The 26,461-nt window shown below is 73.6% G+C and carries 25 protein-coding genes; 5 read left to right on the top strand and 20 right to left on the bottom strand.

Annotated features, from left to right (window positions below):
• Positions 1-120 precede the first annotated feature (120 nt).
• From guaB to ACF9IK_RS21765, 3 genes are all read right to left on the bottom strand, one after another.
• Positions 121-1,626 carry an IMP dehydrogenase gene (gene guaB / locus ACF9IK_RS21775; protein ID WP_395295812.1) on the bottom strand — a complete coding sequence of 502 codons (1,506 nt, stop codon included), beginning with the start codon at positions 1,624-1,626 and terminating at the stop codon, positions 121-123.
• 347 nt (positions 1,627-1,973) lie between these two features.
• Positions 1,974-2,534 carry an RNA polymerase sigma factor ShbA gene (shbA, locus tag ACF9IK_RS21770; RefSeq protein WP_395298643.1) on the bottom strand — a complete coding sequence of 187 codons (561 nt, stop codon included), beginning with the start codon at positions 2,532-2,534 and terminating at the stop codon, positions 1,974-1,976.
• Between the two features lie 538 nt (positions 2,535-3,072).
• Entirely contained in the window at positions 3,073-3,684 is a 612-nt protein-coding gene (locus ACF9IK_RS21765; RefSeq protein ID WP_014136228.1) for a response regulator transcription factor, read from the bottom strand.
• Between the two features lie 555 nt (positions 3,685-4,239).
• Between ACF9IK_RS21765 and ACF9IK_RS21760 the strand changes: the two genes are divergently transcribed.
• Positions 4,240-4,566, top strand: coding sequence for a WhiB family transcriptional regulator (locus tag ACF9IK_RS21760; protein ID WP_395295811.1), 327 nt, complete (start codon positions 4,240-4,242; stop codon positions 4,564-4,566).
• Positions 4,567-4,701: 135 nt separating this feature from the next.
• Here ACF9IK_RS21760 and ACF9IK_RS21755 read toward each other — a convergent pair whose 3' ends face one another.
• From ACF9IK_RS21755 to groES, 3 genes are all read right to left on the bottom strand, one after another.
• Positions 4,702-5,715: a LysR family transcriptional regulator gene (locus tag ACF9IK_RS21755; RefSeq protein ID WP_395295810.1), complete on the bottom strand. Its 1,014-nt coding sequence runs from the start codon at positions 5,713-5,715 to the stop codon at positions 4,702-4,704.
• A gap of 170 nt (positions 5,716-5,885) precedes the next feature.
• Positions 5,886-7,520: a chaperonin GroEL gene (gene groL, locus ACF9IK_RS21750; RefSeq protein WP_238862963.1), complete on the bottom strand. Its 1,635-nt coding sequence runs from the start codon at positions 7,518-7,520 to the stop codon at positions 5,886-5,888.
• Positions 7,521-7,636: 116 nt separating this feature from the next.
• Positions 7,637-7,942, bottom strand: coding sequence for a co-chaperone GroES (groES, locus tag ACF9IK_RS21745; protein WP_014136232.1), 306 nt, complete (start codon positions 7,940-7,942; stop codon positions 7,637-7,639).
• A 297-nt stretch (positions 7,943-8,239) separates the two neighbouring features.
• Here groES and ACF9IK_RS21740 point away from each other — a divergent pair, with 297 nt between their 5' ends.
• Positions 8,240-9,442 (top strand): THUMP-like domain-containing protein, encoded by a 1,203-nt coding sequence (locus ACF9IK_RS21740; RefSeq protein WP_395295809.1) that lies wholly within the window; start codon positions 8,240-8,242, stop codon positions 9,440-9,442.
• Here the strand turns inward: ACF9IK_RS21740 and ACF9IK_RS21735 are convergent.
• From ACF9IK_RS21735 to tsaB, 5 genes are all read right to left on the bottom strand, one after another.
• Complete coding sequence (locus tag ACF9IK_RS21735; RefSeq protein WP_395295808.1) at positions 9,439-10,362, bottom strand: polysaccharide deacetylase family protein; 924 nt, start codon at positions 10,360-10,362, stop codon at positions 9,439-9,441. The genes ACF9IK_RS21740 and ACF9IK_RS21735 overlap by 4 nt on opposite strands.
• Before the next feature lie 136 nt (positions 10,363-10,498).
• On the bottom strand, positions 10,499-10,765 hold the full coding sequence (locus ACF9IK_RS21730; protein WP_395295807.1) for a hypothetical protein: 267 nt from the start codon (positions 10,763-10,765) through the stop codon (positions 10,499-10,501).
• On the bottom strand, positions 10,762-11,868 hold the full coding sequence (gene tsaD / locus ACF9IK_RS21725; protein WP_395295806.1) for a tRNA (adenosine(37)-N6)-threonylcarbamoyltransferase complex transferase subunit TsaD: 1,107 nt from the start codon (positions 11,866-11,868) through the stop codon (positions 10,762-10,764). The genes ACF9IK_RS21730 and tsaD overlap by 4 nt, the downstream gene beginning before the upstream one ends.
• Positions 11,861-12,340 (bottom strand): ribosomal protein S18-alanine N-acetyltransferase, encoded by a 480-nt coding sequence (rimI, locus tag ACF9IK_RS21720; protein WP_395298642.1) that lies wholly within the window; start codon positions 12,338-12,340, stop codon positions 11,861-11,863. The genes tsaD and rimI overlap by 8 nt, the downstream gene beginning before the upstream one ends.
• Positions 12,341-12,420: 80 nt before the next feature.
• The gene (tsaB, locus tag ACF9IK_RS21715) at positions 12,421-13,074 is read right to left on the bottom strand and encodes a tRNA (adenosine(37)-N6)-threonylcarbamoyltransferase complex dimerization subunit type 1 TsaB (RefSeq protein WP_395295805.1); all 654 of its coding nucleotides are present in this window, start codon (positions 13,072-13,074) and stop codon (positions 12,421-12,423) included.
• A 222-nt stretch (positions 13,075-13,296) separates the two neighbouring features.
• Between tsaB and ACF9IK_RS21710 the strand changes: the two genes are divergently transcribed.
• The gene (locus ACF9IK_RS21710) at positions 13,297-13,869 is read left to right on the top strand and encodes a hypothetical protein (protein WP_395298641.1); all 573 of its coding nucleotides are present in this window, start codon (positions 13,297-13,299) and stop codon (positions 13,867-13,869) included.
• Between the two features lie 83 nt (positions 13,870-13,952).
• Here ACF9IK_RS21710 and ACF9IK_RS21705 read toward each other — a convergent pair whose 3' ends face one another.
• Positions 13,953-14,165, bottom strand: coding sequence for a hypothetical protein (locus tag ACF9IK_RS21705; protein ID WP_395295804.1), 213 nt, complete (start codon positions 14,163-14,165; stop codon positions 13,953-13,955).
• Positions 14,166-14,335: 170 nt separating this feature from the next.
• On the bottom strand, positions 14,336-14,833 hold the full coding sequence (gene tsaE / locus ACF9IK_RS21700; protein ID WP_395295803.1) for a tRNA (adenosine(37)-N6)-threonylcarbamoyltransferase complex ATPase subunit type 1 TsaE: 498 nt from the start codon (positions 14,831-14,833) through the stop codon (positions 14,336-14,338).
• A gap of 295 nt (positions 14,834-15,128) precedes the next feature.
• Here tsaE and ACF9IK_RS21695 point away from each other — a divergent pair, with 295 nt between their 5' ends.
• Positions 15,129-16,274: an LPXTG cell wall anchor domain-containing protein gene (locus ACF9IK_RS21695; RefSeq protein ID WP_395295802.1), complete on the top strand. Its 1,146-nt coding sequence runs from the start codon at positions 15,129-15,131 to the stop codon at positions 16,272-16,274.
• 160 nt (positions 16,275-16,434) lie between these two features.
• Here the strand turns inward: ACF9IK_RS21695 and ACF9IK_RS21690 are convergent, their stop codons facing one another.
• The 4 genes from ACF9IK_RS21690 to glmS all read right to left on the bottom strand — a co-directional run bounded on the left by ACF9IK_RS21690 (position 16,435) and on the right by glmS (position 22,611).
• Positions 16,435-17,634 carry an alpha/beta fold hydrolase gene (locus tag ACF9IK_RS21690; protein ID WP_395295801.1) on the bottom strand — a complete coding sequence of 400 codons (1,200 nt, stop codon included), beginning with the start codon at positions 17,632-17,634 and terminating at the stop codon, positions 16,435-16,437.
• Positions 17,631-18,881, bottom strand: coding sequence for an alanine racemase (gene alr, locus ACF9IK_RS21685; RefSeq protein ID WP_395295800.1), 1,251 nt, complete (start codon positions 18,879-18,881; stop codon positions 17,631-17,633). The genes ACF9IK_RS21690 and alr overlap by 4 nt, the downstream gene beginning before the upstream one ends.
• A 164-nt stretch (positions 18,882-19,045) precedes the next feature.
• Positions 19,046-20,554, bottom strand: coding sequence for an NAD(P)H-hydrate dehydratase (locus ACF9IK_RS21680; RefSeq protein WP_395295799.1), 1,509 nt, complete (start codon positions 20,552-20,554; stop codon positions 19,046-19,048).
• Between the two features lie 200 nt (positions 20,555-20,754).
• On the bottom strand, positions 20,755-22,611 hold the full coding sequence (glmS, locus tag ACF9IK_RS21675) for a glutamine--fructose-6-phosphate transaminase (isomerizing) (RefSeq protein WP_395295798.1): 1,857 nt from the start codon (positions 22,609-22,611) through the stop codon (positions 20,755-20,757).
• Between the two features lie 99 nt (positions 22,612-22,710).
• Here glmS and coaA point away from each other — a divergent pair, with 99 nt between their 5' ends.
• Positions 22,711-23,706 (top strand): type I pantothenate kinase, encoded by a 996-nt coding sequence (gene coaA / locus ACF9IK_RS21670; protein ID WP_395295797.1) that lies wholly within the window; start codon positions 22,711-22,713, stop codon positions 23,704-23,706.
• Positions 23,707-23,771: 65 nt separating this feature from the next.
• On the opposite strand, the gene glmM is transcribed toward coaA, so the two are convergent.
• The 3 genes from glmM to rplM form a co-directional block, all read right to left on the bottom strand.
• A complete protein-coding gene (gene glmM, locus ACF9IK_RS21665) occupies positions 23,772-25,136 on the bottom strand; it encodes a phosphoglucosamine mutase (RefSeq protein ID WP_395295796.1) in 1,365 nt (454 codons plus the stop codon).
• Positions 25,137-25,312: 176 nt separating this feature from the next.
• Entirely contained in the window at positions 25,313-25,813 is a 501-nt protein-coding gene (gene rpsI / locus ACF9IK_RS21660) for a 30S ribosomal protein S9 (protein WP_395295795.1), read from the bottom strand.
• A 46-nt stretch (positions 25,814-25,859) separates the two neighbouring features.
• Positions 25,860-26,303 carry a 50S ribosomal protein L13 gene (gene rplM, locus ACF9IK_RS21655; protein WP_030263432.1) on the bottom strand — a complete coding sequence of 148 codons (444 nt, stop codon included), beginning with the start codon at positions 26,301-26,303 and terminating at the stop codon, positions 25,860-25,862.
• Positions 26,304-26,461 lie beyond the last annotated feature (158 nt).

Here is a 26,461-nt window from a genome sequence, read left to right as displayed (position 1 = left end):
GCCCCCAGTATCCCGCACTGGTTGCGGGTCGCGCTCTCGCGTCCACAGGCGCGCACCGCACGCGCGAGGGGCCCGCCACTAGGTGGTGACGGGCCCCTCGGATGCGTGCGGTGCGCGCGATCAGCCGCGGCTGGTGTAGTTCGGCGCCTCGACCGTCATCTGGATGTCGTGCGGGTGGCTCTCCTTGAGGCCCGCCGAGGTGATCCGGACGAACCGGCCCTTGCTCTCCATCTCGGCGACGGTGGCCGCGCCCACGTAGCCCATGGTCTGGCGCAGGCCGCCGACCAGCTGGTGCAGCACGGCGGCCAGCGGGCCGCGGTAGGGCACCTGACCCTCGATGCCCTCGGGGACGAGCTTGTCGTCCGAGGCCACCTCGGCCTGGAAGTAGCGGTCCTTGGAGTACGAGCGGCCCTGCCCGCGGGACTGCATGGCGCCCAGTGAGCCCATGCCGCGGTAGGACTTGAACTGCTTGCCGTTGATGAACAGCAGCTCGCCCGGGGACTCCTCGCAGCCGGCCAGCAGCGAGCCCAGCATCACGGTGTCGGCACCGGCGGCCAGCGCCTTGCCGATGTCGCCGGAGTACTGCAGGCCGCCGTCGCCGATGACCGGGACGCCGGCCGCCTGGCACGCCACCGCGGCCTCGTAGATCGCGGTGACCTGCGGGACGCCGATGCCGGCGACCACGCGCGTGGTGCAGATGGAGCCGGGGCCGACACCGACCTTGACGCCGTCCACGCCGGCGTCGATCAGCGCCTGGGCACCGTCCCGGGTGGCCACGTTGCCGCCGACCACGTCGACGCCGACGGCCGACTTGATCTTGGCGATCCAGGCCAGCGCGTTGTGGCTGTGGCCGTGCGAGGTGTCCACGACCAGGAAGTCCACGCCCGCTCCGACCAGGGCCTGGGCCCGGTCGAACGCCTCGGCGCTCGCGCCCACCGCGGCACCGACCAGCAGCCGGCCCTCGGCGTCCTTGGCGGCGTTCGGGTACTTCTCGGCCTTGACGAAGTCCTTGACGGTGATGAGGCCCTTGATCCGGCCCTCGTCGTCGACCAGCGGCAGCTTCTCGATCTTGTGGCGGCGGAGCAGCGCCATGGCGTCCTCGCCGGAGATGCCGACCTTGCCGGTGATCAGCGGCATCGGGGTCATGATCTCGCGGACCTGGCGGCTGCGGTCCGACTCGAAGGCCATGTCGCGGTTGGTGACGATGCCGAGCAGCTTGCCGGCCTCGTCCGCGATCGGCACACCGCTGATCCGGAACTTGGCGCAGAGCGCGTCGGCCTCGGCCAGGGTGGTCTCCGGGCCGACCGTGATCGGGTCGGTGACCATGCCGGACTCGGAACGCTTCACCAGGTCGACCTGGTTGACCTGGTCCTCGACGGAGAGGTTCCGGTGCAGCACGCCGACGCCGCCCTGGCGGGCCATGGCGATCGCCATCCGGGACTCGGTGACCTTGTCCATGGCCGCGGAGAGCAGCGGGATGTTGACGCGCACGTTCCGGGAGACCCGCGAGGAGGTGTCGACCTGGTTCGGCAGCACCTCGGAGGCCCCGGGCAGCAGCAGCACGTCGTCGTACGTCAGCCCGAGCATCGCGAACTTCTCGGGTACGCCTGCGGCGTTGTAAGACATTTCGGGGGTACCTTCCGTGGCCGGCCTAATCCGCTCGCGCCCTGAGGGTGGGGGCACTGTCGTCGCTCACTCGCTCAGGCCGCCGAAAGCTCGGTGCCTTTGGAGGAACCTCCAGGGAATCCCCGCTCGCACCCACGGAACTTTGGCGACCCGCCCAGGCGCCGATACCCCATGGTACTGGCACCGGGAATGTGTCCTCGTGTGCCCTTGACAACACCCGGCACCCGTGGGCCATTCCGTTCGCAGCCGAACCCGGCCGGAGCAAGGAACTCGGGCCGACCCGGCCGGAGCAAGGAACAGGGAGCACCGCCGTCCGGCACCCGGAGCCGGCGAACCGCTCCACCGCGTCAGGAGGACTCCTCCGCGAGCGCCCGCAGCCGACTGAGCGCGCGGTGCTGGGCGACCCGGACGGCCCCGGGCGACATCCCGAGCACCTCGCCGGTCTCCTCCGCGGAGAGCCCTGCGGCCACCCGCAGCAGCACCAGCTCGCGCTGACGGGCCGGCAGGTTGGAGAGCAGCTCCTTGGCCCAGGCGGCGTCACTGCTCAGCAGTGCGCGCTCCTCCGGGCCGAGCGCCTCGTCCGGCACCTCCGGCAGGTCGTCCGGCGGGATCACCGTCGACCCGGGGCCGCGCATCGCGGCGCGCTGCAGGTCGGCGATCTTGTGGGCGGCGATGCCGTAGACGAAGGCCTCGAACGGGCGCCCCTGGTCCTTGTACCGGGGCAGCGCGCACAGCACCGCGACGCAGACCTCCTGCGCGATGTCGTCCACGTGGTGCCGGGCACCGCCGGGCAGCCGGACCAGGCGGCCGCGGCAGTAGCGCAGCGCCAGCGGGTGGACATAGGCGAGCAGCGCGTCGATCGCCGGGCCCTCGCCGCGGACGGCGGCCGCGACCAGCTCGCCGACCAGCGGGGAGGAGCCGCCGGCGCCGAGCACCGGCGCCCGCCCGATCCCGCTCCCGGTGCCCGCGCGCCCGGCGGAGCCGTCGCCCGGCGCGTCGCCGGCGGGTCCGCCGGGGCCGTCCTGATCCGCGCACGACGGATCGCGACCCGGGCCGGAGGGCTCGACCGCCTCCACCGGGTCCGCCTCGCCGGCCGCACCGGCAACGTCGTCACGCATCGGTCCATGGTGCCTGGTCGAACGGGAAAACGCGGCACCGCGTCCGGAGTTGTGCACCGGAACGTTATGCGGTAGGCCGCCCGGCCCGTGACCGCCGCGCACCACCGGCCCCTCCTGCACCGCGCCGTCTCCCGCCCCGCAGCCTCCGGTGGTCCCGTCCGCCGCGCCGTCCGCCGAGTGTCCTGCGGCTGTGTGGTTCGCCGCAGCGCCTGTCCGCTGGTCCCCGAGGTGCTCCACTACTCCATGGTGCAACCTCGGGACCGTAACGTCACACGCCCCGGCGGAGGAACCTTGAGCAGCCCGCCGCGACCGGCGGGGCCGCCGGCGGTCAGCGGACCAGGCCCCAGCGGAAGCCCAGGGCCACCGCGTGCGCACGGTCCGAGGCGCCGAGCTTCTTGAACAGCCGCCGGGCGTGGGTCTTGACGGTGTCCTCCGAGAGGAAGAGCTCGCGGCCGATCTCGGCGTTGCTGCGGCCGTGGCTCATGCCCTCCAGCACCTGGATCTCACGCGCCGTCAGCGTGGGCGCCGCGCCCATGTCAGGGCTGCGCAGCCGCCGCGGGGCGAGCCGCCAGGTCGGGTCGGCGAGCGCCTGGGTGACGGTGGCCCGCAGCTCGGCGCGCGAGGCGTCCTTGTGCAGGTAGCCGCGGGCACCGGCGGCCACCGCGAGGGCGACGCCGTCGAGGTCCTCGGCGACGGTGAGCATGATGATGCGGGCGCCCGGGTCGGCGGACAGCAGCCGCCGCACCGTCTCGACCCCGCCGAGGCCGGGCATCCGGACGTCCATCAGAACGAGATCGGAGCGGTCGGCCACCCAGCGGCGGAGGACCTCCTCCCCGTTCGTCGCGGTGGTGACCCGGTCGACGCCGGGTACGGTCGCGACCGCGCGGCGAAGCGCCTCGCGGGCGAGCGGGGAATCGTCGCAAACGAGAACGGAAGTCATGACCGTCGTCCTCCGCAGCTGATCCGCGTCACGTTGAGCCTCCTGGCTGGTACGAATCTCTCCGACACGGCCGATTGGCGACGGACCCGGTGCCGATCGCCTGAACTTCCCCGCGATCGTTCCCGACCTCCGGCGCCCGCTAACCGCCTCCGCACTTCCAACGACCGTCACTCGAATGAGTTACGGCCTTCAGGGCCATCTCCACCACTGTACGTGGCCAACCCGTTACCGATCAGCCGCATCGCGGTGCACACGCCGCACTTTTGTGCAGCTCGCGCGCGGTCGGCGCACCACCCGCACACCGGTGCGGGGTGCCGCGCGCCCGTCGGCCACCCGATTGCCATGCCCGCACCCGCCGAATCCCATGCCCACTTTGCCCGGTTTTATAGCTTTTGTATGGTCATTGACTGTTGTGCCACTCTGTGGGTGACTTGTCCATGGAGTTGCCGTAAGTCATATTTCCAGGTGTCCACACCAGCGCATCGAAGCCTCGCCGTACCGCACAGCCCGCCGGCGGTCGGCCCGCGGTCGACGAGCCTCTGAAGGGAATGAGCCATGGCAGATTTCTCCCGCCTCCCCGGCCCCAACGCGGACCTATGGGACTGGCAGCTCTCCGCGGCCTGCCGCGGCGTGGACAGCTCGCTCTTCTTCCACCCGGAGGGCGAACGCGGTGCCGCCCGCAGCTCGCGCGAGGCGAGCGCCAAGGAGGTCTGCATGCGCTGCCCGGTACGCACCGAGTGCGCCGCGCACGCGCTGGCGGTCCGGGAGCCCTACGGCGTCTGGGGAGGGCTGACCGAGGACGAGCGCGAGGAGATGATGGGCCGCTCGCGCAACCGCCTGGCGGAGGTGCCGCTGGCGGCGCCGACGGGGCTGCAGCACTGACCCGACGCCTTGCCCGCACCGGGAAGAAACGTTTCTTCTCGGCACACTCTGCCGCCTGTGCCCGAAGCTGGGCAGGAGCCGTCCGGGCCGTGACGTCCGCCCGGGCCGTTCGACCGTCCGGGCCGTGAAGTCCGGTCAGCGCCCGGCGGCCGCGCCCGCCAGCCGTTCCAGCATCAGCGCCACGGCCGGCACCTCCGCGAGGTCCGGCAGGGTCAGGGCGACCACCTGCCGCACCGCCGGCACCCCCGAGGCGGTCCGCACCGGCACCGCCGACACGCCGTCAGGACGCACCGATTCCAGCGCCAGGCCGGGCAGCACCGCCACCCCGAGCCCGGCCGCCACCAGGCCGACCACCGCCGGGTAGTCGTCGGTCGCGAAGTCGATCCGGGGCTCGAAGCCGGCCCCCGCGCAGAGCTCCACCAGATGCCCCCGGCACTGCGGGCAGCCGGCGATCCACTGCTCCCCGGCCAGCTCGGACAGCTCCACCGGCCCGTTCCCGCCGCCGCGCCCCGCCAGCGGGTGCGCGGCGGGCAGCAGGCCGACCAGCGGGTCGTCCAGCAGCGGGGTGACCACCAGGTCGGACCAGTCGGCGCCCGCACTGAGCTGCTGCGCCTCCAGGTTCGCCTCGGCCCGCGCCTCGCGCGGGGTGCCGTGCGCCGGGGGCGGGGCGGGCGCCGGGGCGCCGTCGGGCGACTGCGGGTACCGGAAGGCCAGCGCCACCTCGCACTCGCCGCCGCGCAGCATCGCCAGCGACTCCGGCGGCTCCGCCTCGACCAACGACACGCGGACCCCCGGATGGCCGTCCCGCAGCCGGGCGACAGCCGGCGGCACGAGGGTGGAACTCGCGGTCGGGAAGGACACCAGACGCACCCGTCCGGCCCGCAGGCCGGCGATCGCCGCCACCTCCTCCTCGGCCGCGGAGAGCCCGGCCAGGATCCCGGTGGCGTGCTTGAGCAGGACCCGACCGGCCTCGCTGAGCTGCATCCCGCGGCCCGAACGGACCACCAGCGGGGTGTCGACGGACTTCTCCAGGGCCTTCATCTGCTGGCTGACGGCAGGCTGGGTGCAACCCAGCTCGCGGGCGGCGGCGGAGAAGGAGCCGGTGCGGGCGACGGCACGCAGGACGCGCAGGTGGCGGGCCTCGATCATGCCTCAGTTATAAGGCAGGCTTTGCCGTCTGCAAAATTCTACTGATGATTAAATGCTGAAACGCGCGTCGGACGGACCGGAACACGCGCGGAGCGGATCAACGCCGGAGGCCCGGCCCGAACCCCTGGGGGCGCGGACCGGGCCTCCGGTCACCGTTCACCGGTCAGGCGTCAGTGGGAGTGGCCGTGACCGCCGTGCGAGTGGCCGTGACCGTTGTCGGCCTCCTCCTCCTTCTTCTCCACCACGAGGGTCTCGGTGGTGAGGAGCAGGGAGGCGATGGAGGCGGCGTTCTCCAGAGCGGAGCGGGTCACCTTCACCGGGTCGATGACGCCGGCCTTGACCAGGTCGCCGTACTCGCCGGTGGCGGCGTTGTAGCCCTGGCCCTGCTCCAGCTCGGAGACCTTGGAGGTGATGACGTAGCCCTCCAGGCCCGCGTTCTGGGCGATCCAGCGCAGCGGCTCGTGCAGCGCCTTGCGGACGACCGCGACACCGGTCGCCTCGTCACCCGACAGGCCCAGGCCGCCGTCCAGCACCTTGGCGGCGTGGACGAGGGAGGCGCCACCGCCGGCGACGATGCCCTCCTCGACCGCGGCGCGGGTCGCCGAGATGGCGTCCTCGAGGCGGTGCTTGCGCTCCTTCAGCTCCACCTCGGTGGCGGCGCCGACCTTGATGACGCAGACGCCGCCGGCCAGCTTGGCCAGGCGCTCCTGCAGCTTCTCGCGGTCCCAGTCCGAGTCGGTGCCCGCGATCTCGCCCTTGATCTGGGCGACGCGGCCGGCCACGGCCTCGGCGTCACCGGCACCGTCGACGATCGTGGTGTCGTCCTTGGTGATGGTCACGCGGCGGGCGGTGCCCAGCACGTCCAGACCGGCCTGGTCGAGCTTGAGGCCGACCTCCTCGGAGATGACGGTGGCACCGGTCAGGGTGGCCAGGTCGCCGAGGATCGCCTTGCGGCGGTCGCCGAAGCCCGGGGCCTTGACGGCGACGGCGTTGAAGGTGCCGCGGATCTTGTTCACCACGAGGGTGGACAGCGCCTCGCCGTCGACGTCCTCGGCGATGATCAGCAGCGGCTTCGAGGCACCGCCCTGAAGGATCTTCTCCAGCAGCGGCAGCAGCTCCTGGATGGAGGAGATCTTGCCCTGGTTGATCAGGATGTACGGGTCCTCCAGGACCGCCTCCTGCCGCTCCGCGTCGGTGACGAAGTACGGCGACAGGTAGCCCTTGTCGAACTGCATGCCCTCGGTGAAGTCCAGCTCCACGCCGAAGGTGTTCGACTCCTCGACGGTGATGACACCGTCCTTGCCGACCTTGTCGATCGCCTCGGCGATCAGCTCGCCGACCTGGGTGTCCTGCGCGGAGAGGGAGGCGACGGCGGCGACGTCGTCCTTGCCCTCGATCTCGCGGGCGACCGAGAGCAGGTGCTCGGAGACGGCGGCGACGGCCTTGTCGATGCCCTTCTTCAGGGCGGCCGGGCCGGCGCCGGCGGCGACGTTGCGCAGACCCTCGTTGACCAGGGCCTGGGCCAGCACGGTGGCGGTGGTGGTGCCGTCGCCCGCGACGTCGTTGGTCTTGGTGGCGACCTCCTTGACGAGCTGCGCGCCAAGGTTCTCGTACGGGTCGTCCAGCTCGACCTCACGGGCGATGGTGACGCCGTCGTTGGTGATGGTCGGGGCGCCGAACTTCTTGTCGATGACGACGTTGCGGCCCTTGGGGCCGATGGTCACCTTGACGGTGTCGGCCAGCTTGTTGACACCGCGCTCCAGCGAGCGGCGGGCGTCCTCGTCGAACTGCAGGATCTTCGCCATGTTCCCTATTCCCTCGGGGCGACGGCCGGCACGGCGGCCGCCGGACTACGTGAACCAACAACCACGCCCCGGGCCCCTGTCACTTGGGACACGGATCCGGGGCGGGCTGGAACGTCTTACTTCTCGATGATGGCGAGAACGTCGCGAGCCGAGAGGACCAGGTACTCCTCGCCCTGGTACTTCACCTCGGTGCCGCCGTACTTCGAGTACAGGACGATGTCACCGACGGCGACGTCGAGCGGCAGACGCTGGCCGTCCTCGAAGCGGCCCGGGCCGACGGCCAGGACGACGCCCTCCTGGGGCTTCTCCTTGGCGGTGTCCGGGATAACCAGGCCGGAGGCCGTGGTGGTCTCGGCGTCGAGCGGCTGGACCACGATGCGGTCCTCGAGCGGCTTGATGGCAACCTTGCTGCTGGTGGTCACGTCCGAGCTCCCCTTCGGAGATTACGGGGTTTTCTAACGGGTAGGTGGCGAACCTGCGGGTCTGCCGTCGCGGGGGTCAGACGCGCGTCATCGCGTTAGCACTCCCCATGGGGAGAGTGCCAAGGAAGACCTTAGGCCGCTGTTAGCACTCAGTCAACCAGAGTGCCAACGACGCGCCCGCCGATTCCGCGGAACGGGACGAGGGGCCGCACTCGTGCGCCGCCCCGGGCCGCCGCGCGCTCGGGCCCCGGGCCGCCGGGGGACGCCCGGGGCCGCGGCACCGGCGAGAATGGCCCCGTGGAGACCGAGAACCTGCAGCCCCTGCTGACGCCCGAGGGCCAGGCCCTGCTCGCCGAGCTGCGCGAGTTCACCCCCGAGGAGGAGCTCGCACTGGCCACCCGGCTGCGCCGCGGGCACCCGGCGGAGCTGGTGTCGGCGGCGTTCGGGCAGGCCCGGCTGCGGCAGCGGGCCCGGGCCAAGTTCGGTGCCGACGCCGACCTGATGTACTTCACGCCCAACGGCGTCGAGCAGTCCACCCGGCGCGGCGTCGCCGAGTGGCGGGCCCGGCGCTTCGCCGAGCTGGGCGTGAAGCGGCTGGCCGACCTCTGCTGCGGGATCGGCGGGGACGCGCTCGCCCTGGCCCGGGCCGGCATCGAGGTGCTCGCGGTCGACCGGGACCCGGCGGCCTGCGCGGCAACGGCCGCCAACGCCGCCGCACTGGGCCTGGCCGACCTGGTCGAGGTGCGCTGCGCCGACGTCGCCGAGGTCGACGTCGCCGGCTACGACGCGGTCTTCACCGACCCCGCCCGCCGCACCTCGCGCGGCCGGGTCTTCGACCCCGAGGCGTACGCGCCGCCGCTGTCCTGGGCGATCGAGACCGGCCGGCGCACCCCGGTCGGGGCGCTCAAGGTGGCCCCGGGCATCCCGCACGAGGCCGTCCCGGCGGACGCCGAGGCCGAGTGGGTCTCCGACCACGGCGACGTCAAGGAGGCGGTGCTCTGGTTCGGCACCCGCGCGGAGCGGCCGCACCGCGCCACGCTGCTTCCGCAGGGCGCCTCGCTCACCGGCGGCGACCTGCCCGACCCACCGGCCGGACCGGTCGGGCGCTACCTCTACGAGCCGGACGGCGCGGTGATCCGGGCCCACCTGGTGGCCGAGGTGGCGGAGCAGGTCGGCGGCCGGCTGATCGACCCGAAGATCGCCTACGTCACCTCGGACGAGCTGGTCGCCACCCCGTACGCGCACGCCTTCGAGCTCACCGACGTGCTGCCGTTCCACATCAAGAAGCTGAAGGCGCTGCTGCGCGAGCGGACCGTCGGCACCGTGGTGATCAAGAAGCGCGGAATGGCGATCACCCCCGAGGAGCTGCGCCGCCAGCTGAAGCCGAGCGGCCCGAACACCGTCACGGTGATCCTCAGCCGCACCGACCACGGCCCGCTGATGATGCTCGGCCGGCCCGTCAGGGCCGACGCCCCGGCTCCCGGCCCGGGCGCTCCCTAGGAGCCCGGCGCCTGGATGTAGTCCTCCAGGCGGGCCACCGCGAAGCCCTGCTCCTGGATCCGGGCGAGCATCTCCCCGAACATCTGCGTCATCGTCTCGCCCTTGAGGTCCTTCGGGCCGCGGAAGTGGGCGAGCACGATGTCCCCGGGCCGGAGCCTCTTGTCGGCCGCCTGGTACTGCATGTCGTGGATCTGCATCGACTCGCGCCAGAGCACGACGGCCCGCGGCCCGCACTGCTGCACCGCGGTGTTCAGCGCCGGGGTGTTGGCGCCGTCACCGTACGGCGGGCGGAACAGCAGCGGCGCGGCGCCGTACTGCTGGGTGAGCGCGGACTGCGCGTCGCAGATCTCCGACTTCTGCTTCTCCGGCGCGGCCTTGCTCATGATCGCGTGGTCCACGGTGTGGTTGTGGATGTGGTTGCCGAGCGCCTGGAGCGGCTTGAAGTAGCCGTAGTCGTCCTTGACGATGTCGCGGGTCAGGAACATCGAGACCGGCACCTTGAGGTCGGTCAGCATCTCGACGAACCTCGGGTCCTTCTCGGCGCCGTCGTCGATGGTGATGAAGACGACCTTGTCGGTGGTCTTCACGTCGCTGAAGACCGGGACGGGGCCGGTCCGCTGGAGCTTGACCGGCTTGTCGGCGGGCGCCGCCGGGGCCGGCGGCAGCGGCTTGAGGTTCCACTTGGCCCAGGCGGCCGCGTCCCCGGCCGCGGGCGCGGGCGCGGCGGCCGGCGTGGTGCCGACCGGGGCCGGGACCGGCCGGCCGGCGGTGGTTCCGGCGGACGGCGCGGCCGCCGACGACGTGCCTCCGGCCCCGGCGGGCCCGGTCGTGCCTCCGCTGCCGCAGCCGGTGGCGGCGGCCAGCAGCGCCAGTGCCCCCACCGCGTACGTCCCCGCCCTGCCCCGCCCGTACCTCTTCACCGCGCCGCGCTCCCCGGTCCCGTTCAGCGATCTCTCAGCTATGCACGGTAGCGATCGGTCGTTCGGTTCCCGGACGGGCCCGGGCGCGGCGGCTCGGCCCCGGCGAACGGGCGGGGCCCGTCGCGTGGATCAGGCCCTACTCCACGTGCTCGCTGGTGAAGGACCAGCGGTGCACCGGGCGGCCGAGCAGCTCGGCGGGCGGGTCCGCGACCGGCACCGGCCGCTCACCCGCCCACCAGGTGATCAGCAGCACCCGGTCCCCCGCGGCGCCGAACAGCTCGGTGCGGACCAGTCCGGCCGAACCCCGCAGTGCGGGCAGCGCCGTCCCGCGCACCCAGGCGGCCAGGTCGGCCCCGCGCCCGTCGGCGGCCCGGGCCTCCCACATGGCGGCGGTGGTGGTCACCGGCCGCCGCCGCCCAGCGCGTCGTACGCCCGGCCGTGGACGTCGCCGTGCCCGGTCGACCCGGCCGGCACGTGCACGTCGGTGACGGGCAGCGAGGAGTCCGCCGACAGGTCGAAGGAGGACGGCGCGCGGTCGCGCCAGACCATCTCGGCGCCGAGCGCGGCGACCATGGCGCCGTTGTCGGTGCACAGGCCGGGACGCGGCACCCGCAGCCGGATGCCGGCCCGGTCGCAGCGCTGCTGGGCCATCTCGCGCAGCCGCGAGTTGGCCGCCACCCCGCCACCGATCATCAGGTGGTCGACGCCGTTGTCCTTGCACGCCTTGACCGCCTTGCGGGTGAGCACGTCGGTCACCGCCTCCTGGAAGGAGGCCGCCACGTCGGCGATGGGCACGTCCTCACCGGCCCGGCGCTTGGCCTCGACCCAGCGGGCGACGGCGGTCTTCAGGCCGGAGAAGGAGAAGTCGTACTCCGGGTCCCTGGGGCCGGTCAGGCCGCGCGGGAAGGCGATCGCCTTCCGGTCGCCCTCGCGGGCGGTGCGGTCGACCACCGGGCCGCCCGGGAATCCCAGGCCGAGCACCCGGGCCACCTTGTCGAAGGCCTCGCCGGCCGCGTCGTCGATGGTCGCGCCGAGCGGGCGGACGTCGCTGGTGATGTCCTCGCTGAGCAGCAGCGAGGAGTGCCCGCCGGAGACCAGCAGGGCCATCGTCGGCGACGGCAGCCGGCCGTGCTCCAGCTGGTCCACGCAGATGTGCGAGGCGAGGTGGTTGACCCCGTACAGCGGCTTGTCCAGCGCCCACGCGTAGGCCTTGGCGGCGCTGACGCCGACCAGCAGGGCGCCCGCCAGACCGGGGCCGGCGGTGACGGCGATGCCGTCCAGGTCGCTCGCCTTGACGCCGGCGGTGTCCAGGGCGCGCTGGATGGTCGGGACCATCGCCTCCAGGTGCGCGCGGCTGGCGATCTCCGGCACCACGCCGCCGAACCGGGCGTGGTCGTTGACGCTGGAGGCCACCGCGTCGGCGAGCAGCGTGGTGCCGCGCACGATCCCGACGCCGGTCTCGTCGCAGGAGGTCTCGATGCCGAGGACGAGCGGTTCGTCAGCCATGGCGGGTTTCCTTCAGGTCCTTCGGTTCGATGCTTGGGTGGTCGAGGCGCATCACCAGCGCGTCGACGTTGGCCGGCTGGTAGTAGCCGCGCCGGATGCCGACCGGTTCGAAGCCGAACCGCTCGTAGAGCCGCTGGGCGCGCGGGTTGTCCACCCGCACCTCCAGCAGCAGCTCGGTGCAGCCGCGCCGGGCGGCCTCCCGGATCAGGTCGGCGAGCAGCGCCGCGCCGAGGCCGGAGCCCTGGTGGCGCACGTCGACGGCGATGGTCTGCACGTCGCCCTCACCTGCCACGGCCATCAGGCCGGCGTAGCCGACGATCGCGCCGTCCGGGGCGGTGGCGACGGTGAAGTGCCGGGTGCCGCCGGGGTGGGTCTCGGCGAGCTCGGACCAGAACATCCCGGCGGACCAGGCGTCCTCCGGGAACAGCTCCAGCTCCAGCTCCATCACCGGGGGGATGTCCCACCAGCGCATCGGCCGGAGGATCGCCGCGCCGGCGGCGGGCTCGGCGGTCCCGGGTGCACCGGTTCCGGGCGCGCTCACGCCTGGGGCGCTCACGCCGGGAGCACCGCCTTGTAGCCGGCGGGCACCTGGGCGTCCGGGCGGCGCAGGTACAGCGGCGCGTTGGGCAGCAGCTCGCGTCCGGCGGCCAGCTCGGCGGCGGCGAAGGCGGCCAGCGCGCCGGCCGAGACGTGCTCCGGTCCGTGCGCACCGGGGAAGGTGTCCGGGTAGAGCAGCGCGCCCGCGCCGACCGCGCGCGGGCACGGCGACAGTTCGGCCGGGCGGTCCACACCGGGGCCCTCGGCACGGCGGCCGTCGGCGTCGTACGAGGCCCAGTAGACCTCCTTGCGCCGCGCGTCGGTGGCCACCGTGAACGGGCCGGTGAGCCCCTCGGTGCGGGCCTGGTGCGCGATCGCGTCCAGGGTGCAGACGCCGTACACGGGCAGGTCGAGCGCGTGGCCGAGCGCGGCGGCGGTGACCAGGCCGACCCGGAGGCCGGTGTAGGGGCCCGGGCCGACGCCGACGGCGATGCCGGTCAGCAGGCGCTTGTCGACACCGGCCGACTGCAGCACCCGGTCGATGGCGGGCAGGAGCAGTTCGCCGTGACGTCTGGCGTCGACCTGGTCGGTCTCGGCGAGGACGGTCGTCCCGTCGTGGACGGCCGCGGTGACGGCGGGGGTAGCGGTGTCGAACGCGAGCAGCAGCACGGGTCAAGGTTAGACCGGTCGGAGCGGCGGGCGGTTCCCGGTCCTCGGCCGCCCCGGCCGGCGGTCCGTCGCAGGACCGCCGCAGGTCACCGCCGGCCCGCCGGATCGACCGGGCGTACGGATCCGGAACACACGTCCTACGTGGTGCGGGTCCGAGCGCGCGGACCTGGCACGATAAGGCCGACGGGTTTTGGGACGGCGGTGGGAGCACACGTGGCGAAGATGGGTCCTGGAGTGGTGGTCACGGGGCTGACCCTGGGGGCCCTGACGGTGGTGAGCCTGCTGGCCTTCCAGGCCAACGGCGCCCAGGAGCGCGCGGGCGGCACCCGTCCTACGGCGAGCGTCACCGCCTCGACGAGCGGACCGGCCGCCACGGCCGCCCCGACCGCCTCGGCCACCCCGACCGTCCCGGCGCTGCCCACCACCTCGGGCACCGGGCTGCGGGTCGTCTACTCGGTCGGCGGCCACCACGTCTGGCTGGTCGACCCGAAGAAGAACCCGCAGGTGGTGGCCGCCTTCGCGGTCACCCCGGGCTCGGTGGAGCCGAACCCGGGCAGCTACCCGGTCTACAGCCGCACCCCGGCCACCACGGGCACCGACGGCCGGCAGATCGAGCACGTGGTGCGGTTCGCCCAGCAGAACGGTGTGGTGTTCGGCTTCAGCGCGGCCGTGGACGGAGCCACGCCGACCGCCGATCCGAAGACCAAGACCGGCGGCATCCGCAGCAGCCGGGCGGACGGCCAGCTGATCTGGGACTTCGCACCGAACGGCACCAAGGTGGTCGTGGTCGCCTGAGGCCCGGCAGGAGCTGTGCGCGGGCCGGCATCGGCACGGGGGACCACCCTCACCGTCCGGGCCGAGCGCAGGGCTTCCCCGGGTCAGGCGGCGCGCCTCGCCTCGGCCGCCGGAGCTTCGGTGCCGGCCTCGGACCGCTCCGCGCCCTCACGGCGCTCCGGCGGGGTGGAGACCGCCTCCGCGGCCGCGCACGCGGCCAGCAGGGCTCGCATCGACCCACCCGGAACGCTGCGGGCGGGCTCTCCGGCCCCGGCACCGCGCGGCGCGCGCTCCGGGGCGGGGGTGGTGCTCGACATGGCGCCTCCCTAGTTAGGCAGACCTAACCGCAGCACCCATCCCATCACGCCCGGTCCCCCGCCCGCAACACTTTGCCGACAGCCTGTCGGCAAGAGCCCGCCGCGGCGGGCCGGGGCCTCGTCCGCACGGGAGGAGCGGGCCGGTCGGCCACCGGCGGCAGGCGGCCCGCTCAGACCAGCGCGTCCAGCTCGACCCCGTCCCAGCGCGACCCGAGCCCGCTCAGCACCACCCGGCGCGGATCGTGGTCGTCCCCGTTCGCCGTGTCGCCGAGGGCCCGCTCGATCCGGACCTCCAGCCGGTCCTCGGACAGCCGCTCGACCTTGCCCTCACCCCACTCGACCACCACCACCGACTCCGGCAGCGAGACGTCCAGGTCGAGGTCCTCCATCTCGTCCAGGTCACCGCCGAGCCGGTACGCGTCCACGTGGACCAGCGCCGGGCCGCCGACCAGCGACGGGTGGACCCGGGCGATCACGAAGGTCGGCGAGGTGACGGCGCCGCGCACCTGCAGCCCCTCCCCCAGCCCACGGGTCAGCGTCGTCTTCCCCGCGCCCAGCTCGCCGGAGAGCAGCACGAGGTCCCCCGGCCGTAGCAGCGCGGCCAGCTCCCGGCCGAGCCGGCCCATCCGCTCGGGGGTGGCGACGGTGAGAGTGGCGTGCGAGCCCATGCGTGAATCAAGCCCTTCGGTGCGGACGGCGGCGCACCGACCGCCGGGCGCCACCGCTACGGTGCCACATCCCCGCCCGGCCGCGCTCCGGACCCGGTCCGTCCCGGAGTGACCGGGTTTGACACCCGCGCTCAGGATCGATACCCCACCCCGCTCCCAGGCAGTTCCCAGGTTGCCTATAGCGTCCTGCTTCTGTTCCCCGTTCCGCACCGGTGCGAGGCCTTGCTTCGTGCCGGTCCGAACCCATGCACCCGGGCCTCCCGACGGCCCGGCCGACCCGGTGAGGTCACGCTCCATGAAGCTCCGTCGCGGTCTCGCGATATCCGCGGTCGCCGCCCTGGCGTCCGCCTCCGTCCTCGCTGCCGCTCCCGCCGCGCTCGCCGCCCCGCAGAGCACCGGCGCCGCCGCCTCCGCGGCCGAGTACGACGTCCACCCGCGCCTGACGGTCAGGAACCTCCCCGCCCAGATCGCCGCCGGCGGCGCCGCAGCGACCTTCATGGTCGAGATCGAGAACACCGTCCACCGGGACATCGTGTTCCTGCCGTTCATCGGCACCGGCGCGGACCACTCCCCGCTGTACGCCGGGCGCCAGAAGCTCCAGTACCAGGACGTGGACACGAAGGCCTGGCACGACGCCTCCTGGGTCACGCCGGAGGACGCGGCCTACCCGGTCGCCCTGCTCGGCCCGATGAAGGACGGTGTCGAGGCCGACGACGCCTACCTGTTCCTGCCCGAAGGGGAGACCGTGAGCATCCAGGTCCGGCTCTCCCTGACCGGCGATGCCGTCGCGGACACCGCGGCCCTGCAGTTCGTCACCACCTCCTTCGACCTGGAGTCGGCCGAGCCGCTGCCGGTGACCTCCGCGAGCGCGCCGGCCTGGTTCACCATCACCTCGCCGGGCGGCGGGACGGCCTCGCCGTCCGCGACGGCCGAGCCCACCACGACGGCCACGGCGTCTCCGTCGGGCTCCGCCTCGGCCTCCCCCTCCGCCTCGGCTTCCCCCTCCGCCTCGGCTTCCGCTTCCGCGACGGCCTCGGCCTCGGCCTCGGCCACCGCGACGGCGACGGCGACGGCGACGGCGTCCGCCTCGACCGGCCCGAGCGCCTCGGCCACCGCGGGCGCCACCACCGGCTCCGCCGGGCCCGTGCCGGCCACCTCCGCCACCTCCGCCGCCACGCCGGCCGCAACCGCCTCCGGCACCAGGGTCGTCCCGGCCGCGCACATCACCCCGGTCGCGGCCAAGGCGCCGAAGCCGTCCGCCGGCACGGTGGCCAAGGCCAAGGCGAAGGCCGCCGAGCGCCCGTCCGGCGGCGCCAACCTGGCGACCACCGGTGGCGGCGACGACACCACTGCCATCGCGCTGGCCGGCGGCGCCGTCCTGACCGCCGGCGTCGGCACGCTGTTCGTGCTGCGCCGCCGCAAGGGCGACGCGAGCGCCTGACGCCTCGCCGCCGCCCGACCCGGCCGCCCGCCGCGGCCGCGCGGCAGAGACCGGTGGCCCGGGCCCTCAAGACGGGGCCCGGGCCACCGGGTGTTCGGGACGGCTCGGCGGCTCCGCCGGACGGCGCTCGGGCCGGGCTCGTTCGGACCGGGTGCGCCGCTCAGGCCAGGTCGGACACCGAGGGCGGCAGCGGGGCCGTCCGGCGGTGGTCGACCGCCTGCCTGAGCAGTGCGGCCAGCCGCCGGTCCACCAGGTCGGGGCGCTCCAGCATCACCAGGTGCCCGGCCTCCTCGATCAGCAGCAGCTCGGCACCGGGCAGCTGCCGGGCCATCGCCTCGCTGTGGCCCGGCGGGGTCAGCAGGTCCCTGGTGCCGGCCAGCACCAGGGTGGGGATGCCACGCAGGGCGACCAGCGCCTCGTTCTTCTCGTGCGCCCCGAAGACCGGGTAGAACTCGGCCACCACGTCGATCGGGGTGGCGTCGAGCAGCTGCTCGGCGAACCGGACCACGCCCGGATCGACGTCCTTACCCCCGAAGGAGAACTTCCGGTAGAAGACGGCGCTCACGTCCGCGCCCAGCCGCCGCGTCGCCTCCACCAGCTCGACCTGCCGGCCGAGCAGCTTCACCACACCGGGCGCGACCTTCTTGAACAGCTTGGCGCCGGCCGACGGCAGGCCGAGGGTGACCGCCTCCCAGTTCCCGGCCATGGTGCCGATCAGCGCGACCCCGGCGACCCGCTCCCGGAACAGCTCCGGGTGCTGGTCGGCGAGGGCCATCACCGTCATGCCGCCCATCGAATGGCCGACCAGGACGAGCGGCCCGGTCGGCGCGACCGCGTCGATCACGGCCTTGAGGTCCCCGCCCAGCTGATCGATGCTCGCGGGCTCGCCGGCCAGGTACGACCGGGAGCGCTCGGAGCGGCCGTGGCTGCGCTGGTCCCAGAAGACCAGCCGCATGCCCTCGCGCAGGGCGGCCCGCTGGAAGTGCCAGCTGTCCTGGTTGAGGCAGTAGCCGTGGCAGAAGACGACCGTGAGCGGCGGCCGGTCGCCGTCGACGGGCTCGTCCCGGCCGCTGTCGTCGAGCTCGACGTAGAGCTCGGTGCCGTCGGCGGCGGTCACCGTCTGCGGGCGGCCGCGCAGCGAACCGTACGGGGCGTTGGCGTCCAGCTCGGCACGGGCCCGGCGCCTGGTCGCCCGGTGGACCGTCAGCCGCTCGATCGCCACGCCGGCGGCCGCACCGGCCGCGACCACGCCGACCGAGATGCCGATCAGGCCTGCCCGGCTCACCCCGGACGCCCCGCCCGCCGCCTTGACCACCGACGCGACCGGACCCGCCGGGCCGGAACCGGGCTCCTCGCTCATGCGAGCAGGCCCTGGACGGCGGCGTCCTCCACCGGGAACTCGGCCGCACCGGCCGCGGTGGGCTCCTCGGCGATACCGCCGACGTAGCGGCGCGGCACCCGGGCGCCGATCCGGGTCACGATCTCGTACGCGATGGTGCCGCAGGCACGGCCCCAGTCCTCGGCGGTCGGCTCGCCCTGCGCGCCGTTGCCGAAGAGCAGCACCTCCTCGCCGGCAGCCGGGGTGTCCCCGCCGAGGTCGACGACGAACTGGTCCATCGCCACCCGGCCGGCCACCGTGCGCCACTTGCCGCCGATCTGCACCGGGCCGGTGTTGCTGGCGTGCCGCGGGATGCCGTCTCCGTAACCGACCGGGACGAGGCCGAGGGTGGTCGGGCCCGGCGTCGTGTAGTGGTGGCCGTAGCTCACGCCGTGCCCGCCGGGGACGCTCTTCACCAGGGCCAGGCGGGCGGTCAGCGCCATCACCGGGCGCAGGCCGAAGTCGGCCGGCGAGCCGACCTCCGGGACGGGCGAGAGCCCGTACACCGCCAGGCCGGTGCGGACCAGGTCGTAGTGCGAGTGCGGGAGCAGCAGGGTGGCCGGCGAGTTGGCCAGGTGCCGGACCTCGGGGCGCAGCCCGGCGGCCTCGGCGTGGGCGAGCGCGTCGCGGTAGGCGTCCAGCTGGGCCTGGATGGACGGGTGGCCGGGCTCGTCGGCTGCGGCCAAGTGCGACCAGACGCCGACCACGGTGAGCAGGCCCTCGGCCTCGGCCCGGCGGGCGGCGGCGACCAGCTCGGGCCAGTCGTGCGGCTGGCAGCCGTTGCGGCCCAGGCCGGTGTCGGCCTTCAGGTGCACCCGGGCCGGGATGCCGGTCGTGCGGACGGCGGCCAGCAGCTCGTCCAGCGCCCACCGGCCACCGACCGAGATGTCGACGTCGGCGAGCAGCGCCTCGCGCCAGGGGCCCCCGGGCGTCCACAGCCAGCAGAGGATGCGGGCCTGGTCGGGGCGGATGCCGGCGGCGCGCAGGGCGAGCGCCTCCTGCGGGAGCGCCGTGCCGAGCCAGCCGATGCCTGCGGCGACCGCCTCGCGGGCACACCGAACCGCGCCGTGGCCGTAGGCGTCGGCCTTGACTGTGGCCATCACAGTGGCGCTGCCGACGCGCTCGCGCAGTGCGTCGAGGTTGCCGCGCAGGGCGGCCAGATCGATGGTCGCCTCGGCCCGTTCGCCGTCGGTGAGGGTGGCCGTGCCGGTCGTCTTCGCAGTTGTCATCAGGGTCAGTCTCCCAGACGTGCCAGAGTCCTCGCCGAACGACCCTTCGGCGCGGCGTCCCCCACACCCCTCCCCGACCTACCGGACGCCCACGAAGCAGACCCGGTTCCACCCCCTCCGCCGCGCACCCGGAACCCCCCGGGAAGCCGCTGGACCGGTCGGGTCTATTCGCCTGCGGCGGCCGCGGAGTCCGCGGCCGCCGAGGCGCGCACCCGGCGCCAGACGGCCGGCAGGGCGGCGGCCACCTGCAGCGCCGTGATCGGGGCGCCCGGGGAGCCTGCGGCGTACCGGCCCGCGAGGCCGTGGAGGTACGCGGCCACCGACGCGGCGTCCAGGACCGGGAGGCCGGCCGCGAGCAGGGAGCCGGCCAGGCCGGCGAGCACGTCCCCGCTGCCGGCCGTGGCCAGCCACGAGGTGCCGGACGGGTTGACCCGGGCCACACCGCCCGGGTCGGCGACCACCGTCGTGGACCCCTTCAGCAGCACCGTGGCCCGGTACGCGGCCGCGAGCCGCCGTGCGGTGGCCAGCCGGGCGGCGGCCAGCTCGTCGGCGGGCGGCGGGGTCCCGCCGTCCGCCCCGGCCAGCAGCCGGGCCGCCTCGCCGGTGTGCGGGGTGAGCAGGGTGGGCGCCGTCCGCCCGGCGAGCGCGTCCGGGCCGAGCCGCCCGAGCTCGGTCAGGCCGTCCGCGTCCACCAGTACCGGCACGTCGCTCGCCAGCGCCTCGGCGAGCGCCTGCCGGGCCCCCTCGCCGCCGCCCGGGCCGACCACCCAGGCCTGGACCCGCCCGGCGCCGGCCGGCCCGCCCTCGGTGACCAGCGTCTCCGGGAACCGCCGCACCACCTCCTCGGCCGCGGTCCCGACGTAGCGGACCGCGCCCGCACCACCGTGCAGCGCCCCCGCGACCGCGAGCAGTGCCGCCCCCGGGTAGGTGGCCGAGCCGGCCGCCACCCCGACGACGCCGCGCCGGTACTTGTCGCTCTCCACCCCGGGCTCCGGCAGCAGCTCCGCCACCGAGAGGTGCTGCAGCGCCGACACGTCGGCAGGCGGCAGGTCCAGCCCGATCCCCACCAGCTGCACCGCGCCCGCGTACGCGGCACCCGGGTCGATCAGCAGCCCCGGCTTGTACGTCCCGAAGCAGACGGTGACGTCCGCCCGCAGCGCCACGCCGGCCACCTCGCCGGTGTCCGCGTCCACGCCGCTCGGCACGTCGACGGCCACCACCGTCCCGCGCCGCGCCGCACGGGCGTACGGGGCGGCCTCGGCCCTCAGCCCGCCCCGGCCGCCGATGCCGACGATGCCGTCCAGCACCAGGTCCGCGCACGAGAAGTCGGCCAGACCGACTTCCTGCTCCAGAACCACGCGCCCGCGGGCCGCCCGCAGGGCCGCGAGGCCCCCGGCGTGGGCCCGCTCCGGTGCGAGCAGCACCGCCGACACCCGGGCCCCGCGGCGGGCCAGCGCCGCGCCCGCGTACAGCGCGTCGCCCCCGTTGTCCCCGCTGCCGGCAAGCACCACCACCCGGCTGCCGTACACCCGGCCGCGACGGCGGGTCAGCAGCCGTGCGCAGGTCGCGGCGAGGCCGGCAGCCGCCCGCTGCATCAACGCCCCCTCCGGCAGTCGGGCCATCAGTTCGGCCTCGGCGGCCCGGACCTGTTCGACACGGTGAGCGTTGCGCATGCGGAAGCCCTAACCCCTCGGCGACGACTACCGCCGACGCTACGCCCGCAGCCCGGCCACGCGACACGCGGCACGGCCGACGCGCTCCGGCCCGCCCGGTCCGCCCCCCGGCCGCGCCGCCCGCCCCGTCCCCGGAAAGCACGGTGCCCCCGCGGTAGGACGCAGCCACCGCGGGGGCACCGGGGAACGAGCGGGGTCGGCTACTCGACCGTGACCGACTTCGCCAGGTTGCGCGGCTGGTCGACCTCGTGGCCCTTGGCCGTGGCCAGCTCGCAGGCGAAGACCTGCAGCGGCACGGTGGAGACCAGCGGCTGCAGCAGGGTCGGCGTCGCCGGGATGCGGATCAGGTGGTCCGCGTACGGGACGACCGCCTCGTCGCCCTCCTCCGCGATGACGATCGTGCGGGCGCCACGGGCCCGGATCTCCTGGATGTTGGAGACGATCTTGTCGTGCAGGATCGACCGCCCGCGCGGCGAGGGCACGACCACCACGACCGGCAGCCCCTCCTCGATCAGCGCGATCGGCCCGTGCTTCAGCTCGCCCGCCGCGAAGCCCTCGGCGTGCATGTACGCCAGCTCCTTCAGCTTGAGCGCGCCCTCCAGCGCCACCGGGAAGCCGACGTGACGGCCCAGGAAGAGCACCGAGCGGGCGTCCGCCAGGGAGCGGGCCAGCTCGCGCACCGGCTCCATGGTCTCCAGCACCTGCTCGACCTGCTTCGGCGCGTCGCCGAGCTCGCGGATGATGGTGAAGATCTCGTCGCCCCACTTGGTGCCGCGCACCTGGCCCAGGTACAGCGCGACCAGGTAGCAGGCGACCAGCTGGGTCAGGAAGGCCTTGGTCGAGGCGACGGCGACCTCGGGGCCGGCGTGCGTGTACAGCACGGCGTCCGACTCGCGCGGGATGGTGGAGCCGTTGGTGTTGCAGATCGCCAGCACCTTGGCGCCCTGCTCGCGCGCGTGGCGCAGCGCCATCAGGGTGTCCATGGTCTCGCCGGACTGCGAGATCGCGATGACCAGCGTGCCCGGGCCCATGATCGGGTCGCGGTAGCGGAACTCCGAGGCCACCTCGACCTCGCAGGGGATGCGGGTCCAGTGCTCGATCGCGTACTTGGCGATCATGCCCGCGTGGAAGGCGGTGCCGCAGGCGACGATGACGACCTTGTCGACCGAGCGCAGGTCGGCGTCGGAGATCCGCAGCTCGTCCAGGGTCAGCCGGCCGTCGGTGCCGATCCGGCCGAGCAGGGTGTCGGCGACGGCCTTCGGCTGCTCGGCGATCTCCTTGAGCATGAAGTAGTCGTAGCCGCCCTTCTCGGCGGCCGAGGCGTCCCAGTCGACGTGGTACTCGCGCACGTCCGCCGGGGTGCCGTCGAAGTTGGTCACCGTGACGCCGTCCCGGCGCAGCTCGACGACCTGGTCCTGGCCCAGCTCGATCGCCTCACGGGTGTGGGCGATGAACGCGGCCACGTCCGAGGCGAGGAAGTTCTCGCCCTCGCCGCGCCCGACGACCAGCGGGGAGTTGCGGCGGGCTCCGACCACCACGTCCGGGGCGTCGGCGTGCACCGCGACCAGGGTGAAGGCGCCGTCCAGGCGGCGGCAGACCGCCCGCATGGCCTCGGCCAGGTCGCCCTCGTACACCTCGCCCAGCAGGTGTGCGACGACCTCGGTGTCGGTCTCGGAGCGCAGCGTGTGGCCGCGCTCGGCCAGCTCCGCCCGCAGCTGGGCGAAGTTCTCGATGATGCCGTTGTGGACCACCGCGACCCGGGCGGCGTCGTCCAGGTGGGGGTGGGCGTTCGCGTCGGTCGGACCGCCGTGGGTGGCCCAGCGGGTGTGGCCGATACCGGTGGTGCCGCCGGGAAGAGGGGTCTCGGCGAGCGACTTCTCCAGGTTGGCGAGCTTTCCGGCCCGCTTGTCGGTGGCCAGGCTCCACTGCCCGTCGGAGCCCTGCACCTGCACCGCGACACCGGCGGAGTCGTAACCCCGGTACTCAAGGCGCCGCAGGCCGGCGATTACTACGTCAAGGGCGGGCTGCGCGCCCACGTATCCAACAATTCCGCACATGCGTGCCAGCATAAGGGCGCTCAGGATGCCCGTTTCTCACCGTTCGCCCACAGCGCGTGACCGACACCACAGCCACCGTGAACGCCGCTACGGCCCACAATGGAGCATGTGCTGACCGAACTCTGTACGCGGGGCGCCGCCACGCCCGGCCCGTCGCCGTCCCCCTACGTGGACCTCAGCCGGGCCGAGTGGAGCGCGCTGCGCGAGCGTACGCCGCTGCCGCTCACCGCGGAGGAGGTGGAACGGCTGCGCGGCCTGGGCACCGCCCTCGACCTGGACGAGGTCCGGGACGTCTACCTGCCGCTGTCCCGGCTGCTGAACCTCTACATCCACGCCACGCACGAGCTGCGCGGCGCGCTGGGCACCTTCCTGGACACCCCGGACACCGAGCGCACCCGCACGCCGTTCATCATCGGCGTGGCCGGCTCGGTCGCCGTCGGCAAGTCCACCACCGCCCGCCTCCTGCAGGCGCTGCTCGCCCGCTGGCCCGAACACCCCCGGGTCGAACTGGTCACCACCGACGGGTTCCTGCTGCCCAACGCCGAGCTGCGCCGGCGCGGTCTGATGGCCCGCAAGGGCTTCCCCGAGTCGTACGACCGGCGCGCGCTGATGCGCTTCGTCGCCGACGTGAAGGCCGGGAAGGAGAAGGTCACCGCCCCGGTCTACTCCCACCTGGTGTACGACATCGTGCCGGACGAGAAGCTCACCGTGGAGCGCCCGGACATCCTGATCGTCGAGGGGCTGAACGTGCTCCAGCCGGCCCTGCCGGGCACCGACGGCCGGACCCGCCTCGCGGTCGCCGACTACTTCGACTTCTCGATCTACGTCGACGCCCGCACCGACGACATCGAGAGCTGGTACCTGGACCGGTTCCGCAAGCTGCGGCAGACCGCCTTCCAGGACCCGAACTCCTACTTCCGCCGCTTCACCGAGGTGCCGGAGGAGGAGGCGATGGACTACGGCCGCCAGGTCTGGCGCACCATCAACAAGCCCAACCTGCTGGAGAACGTGCTGCCCACCCGCGGCCGCGCCACGCTGATCCTGCAGAAGGGCCAGGACCACAAGGTCCGTCGCGCACTGCTGCGCAAGCTCTGACGCCGCAGGCCCCCGCCGCCCTGCACGGCGGGGGCCTGCTGACGAACCGTCCGGATGAGGCGGGGTCAGCCCAGGTGGGTACGGACCGCCTCGGCCAGCCGGTCGGCGACGGCCTTGGCCTGCACCTCGTCGGCGGCCTCGACCATCACCCGCACCAGCGGCTCGGTGCCGGAGGGCCGCAGCAGCACCCGGCCGGTGGCGCCCAGCTCGGCCTCCGCCTCGGCGACCGCGGCGGCCAGCTCGGTGCTGGTCTTCACCCGGCTCTTGTCGACGCCCTTGACGTTGATCAGCACCTGCGGCAGCCGGGTCATCACGGCGGCCAGGTCGGCCAGCGGCTGCTTCGTGGCGGCCAGCCGCGCGCCCAGCATCAGGCCGGTGAGGGTGCCGTCGCCGGTGGTGGCGTGGTCCAGCAGGATCACGTGGCCGGACTGCTCGCCGCCCAGCGCGAAGCCGTGCTCCTTCATCGCCTCCAGCACGTAGCGGTCGCCGACCGCGGTCTCCACCAGCTCGATGCCCTCGCGCTCCATCGCCAGCTTGAAGCCCAGGTTGGACATCACGGTGGCGACGGCGGTGTTGCGCCGCAGAGTGCCGGCCTCCTTCATCGCGACGGCCAGGATCGCGATGATCTGGTCGCCGTCGACCTCGTTGCCGTCCGCGTCGGCGGCCAGGCAGCGGTCGGCGTCGCCGTCGAGCGCGATCCCGAGGTCGGCCCGGTACTCCCTCATCGTGGTGCGCAGCCGGTCGAGGTGGGTGGAGCCGACGCCGTCGTTGATGTTGAGGCCGGTGGGCTCCGCCCCCAGGGTGTGGACGACCTCGGCGCCGGCCCGGGCGAAGGCCTCGGGGGCGACGTAGGCGGCCGCGCCGTGGGCGCCGTCGATGACGACCCGGATGCCGTCCAGACGGTTGGGCAGCACGCCGATCAGGTGGGCGACGTACTTGTCGAAGCCCTCGGTGTACTCGCGGACCCGGCCGACGGCGGCGCCGGTCGGGCGCTTCCACTCGTCGCTGCCGACGGAGTACGTCCGGTAGTGCGCCTCGATGGCGTCCTCGATCCGGTCGTCCAGCTTGTGGCCGCCGCGGGCGAGGAACTTGATGCCGTTGTCCGGCATCGCGTTGTGGCTGGCGGAGAGCATCACGCCGAAGTCGGCACCGAGGGCGCCGGTGAGGTAGGCCACCGCCGGGGTGGGCAGCACTCCGACCCGCAGTACGTCGACGCCCGCGCTGGCCAGGCCCGCGATCACCGCGGCCTCCAGGAACTCGCCCGAGGCCCGGGGGTCACGGCCGACGACCGCGACCGGCCGGTGGCCGTCGAAGGCCCCCGCCTCGCCGAGGACGTGCGCCGCCGCGACCGACAGCCCGAGCGCCAGCTCGGCCGTCAGTCCCTCGTTGGCCACACCGCGTACGCCGTCCGTACCGAAGAGTCGTCCCACTGTCCCGTCCTCCATCGCCGCTGCTGGCAGTCGTCCAGCATCAAATCCGATCGAATCCCCGGCCACCGCACAATGGCCGGGGAGCACGACGCCCCGGAGTACACGGGGTACTCCGGGGCGTGAGAGCGCAACCGGGGGTGTGCACCACCAGGGCGGTACACACCCCTCGGGCGCGATTAGCGCTTGCTGTACTGCGGCGCCTTGCGGGCCTTCTTCAGACCGGCCTTCTTGCGCTCGACGGCGCGGGAGTCACGGGTCAGGAAGCCGGCCTTCTTGAGGGCGCCGCGGTTGTTGTCCACGTCGGCCTCGTTCAGGGCACGGGCCACGCCGAGGCGCAGCGCGTAGGCCTGGCCGGACACGCCGCCACCCGAGATGCGGGCGACGACGTCGTAGCGACCGTCGAGCTCCAGCAGCTTGAAGGGCTCGTTGACGGTCTGCTGGTGCACCTTGTTGGGGAAGTAGCTCTCCAGGGTGCGACCGTTGATCTTCCACTGCCCGGTGCCGGGGACGATGCGCACGCGGGCGATCGCCTCCTTGCGGCGGCCGAGGCCGGCGCCCGGGGTGGCCTCGCCGAAGCGGCCGGCCAGCGACTCGGAGGTGTAGCTCTCCTCGGAGGTGTACTCGCCCTCGACGTTCTCGTCGAAGTCGACCTCAAGGGTTTCAGTGGTCTCGGCCACGGTGTTCCTCAGCTCTTTTCAGTGATGGGGGGCTTGGTGGCCGGAATTACTGCGCGACCTGGGTGATCTCGAACGGCACCGGCTGCTGGGCAGCGTGCGGGTGCTGGTCGCCCGAGTAGACCTTCAGCTTGGAGAGCATCTGACGGCCCAGGCTGTTCTTGGGGATCATGCCCTTGATGGCCTTCTCGACGGCCTTCTCCGGGTTCTTGTCCAGGAGGTCGTCGTAGCGGACCGAGCGGAGACCGCCCGGGAAGCCGCTGTGGCGGTAGGCCATCTTCTGGGTCTTCTTGTTACCCGACAGGTGCACCTTGTCCGCGTTGATGATGATGACGAAGTCACCAGTGTCAACGTGCGGCGCGTAGATCGCCTTGTGCTTGCCCCGGAGGAGGTTGGCGGCCTGGGAGGCCAGGCGGCCGAGCACGACGTCGGTCGCGTCGATGACGTGCCACTGACGCTGGACGTCGCCGGGCTTGGGGCTGTACGTACGCACGGTCGTAGCCTTCGCTTTTCAGTGAGTGAGTCCTGACAGGAGCACCTGGTCGAGGGCATCAGCCTGGCCGCCTTGGACGCAATTCAAGGGGGGCCGCTGGGTCGTCGACCTGGTATCTCCGGCGTACCGACCTCTCACGTGAGATAGAGCGAGCCAAT

The organism is Kitasatospora hibisci (assembly GCF_043950205.1).
GTDB classification, from domain to species: Bacteria; Actinomycetota; Actinomycetes; order Streptomycetales; family Streptomycetaceae; genus Kitasatospora; species Kitasatospora hibisci.
The sequence above is the reverse complement of the archived record's forward strand: the minus strand, read 5'-3'. Positions and strand labels throughout refer to the sequence as shown.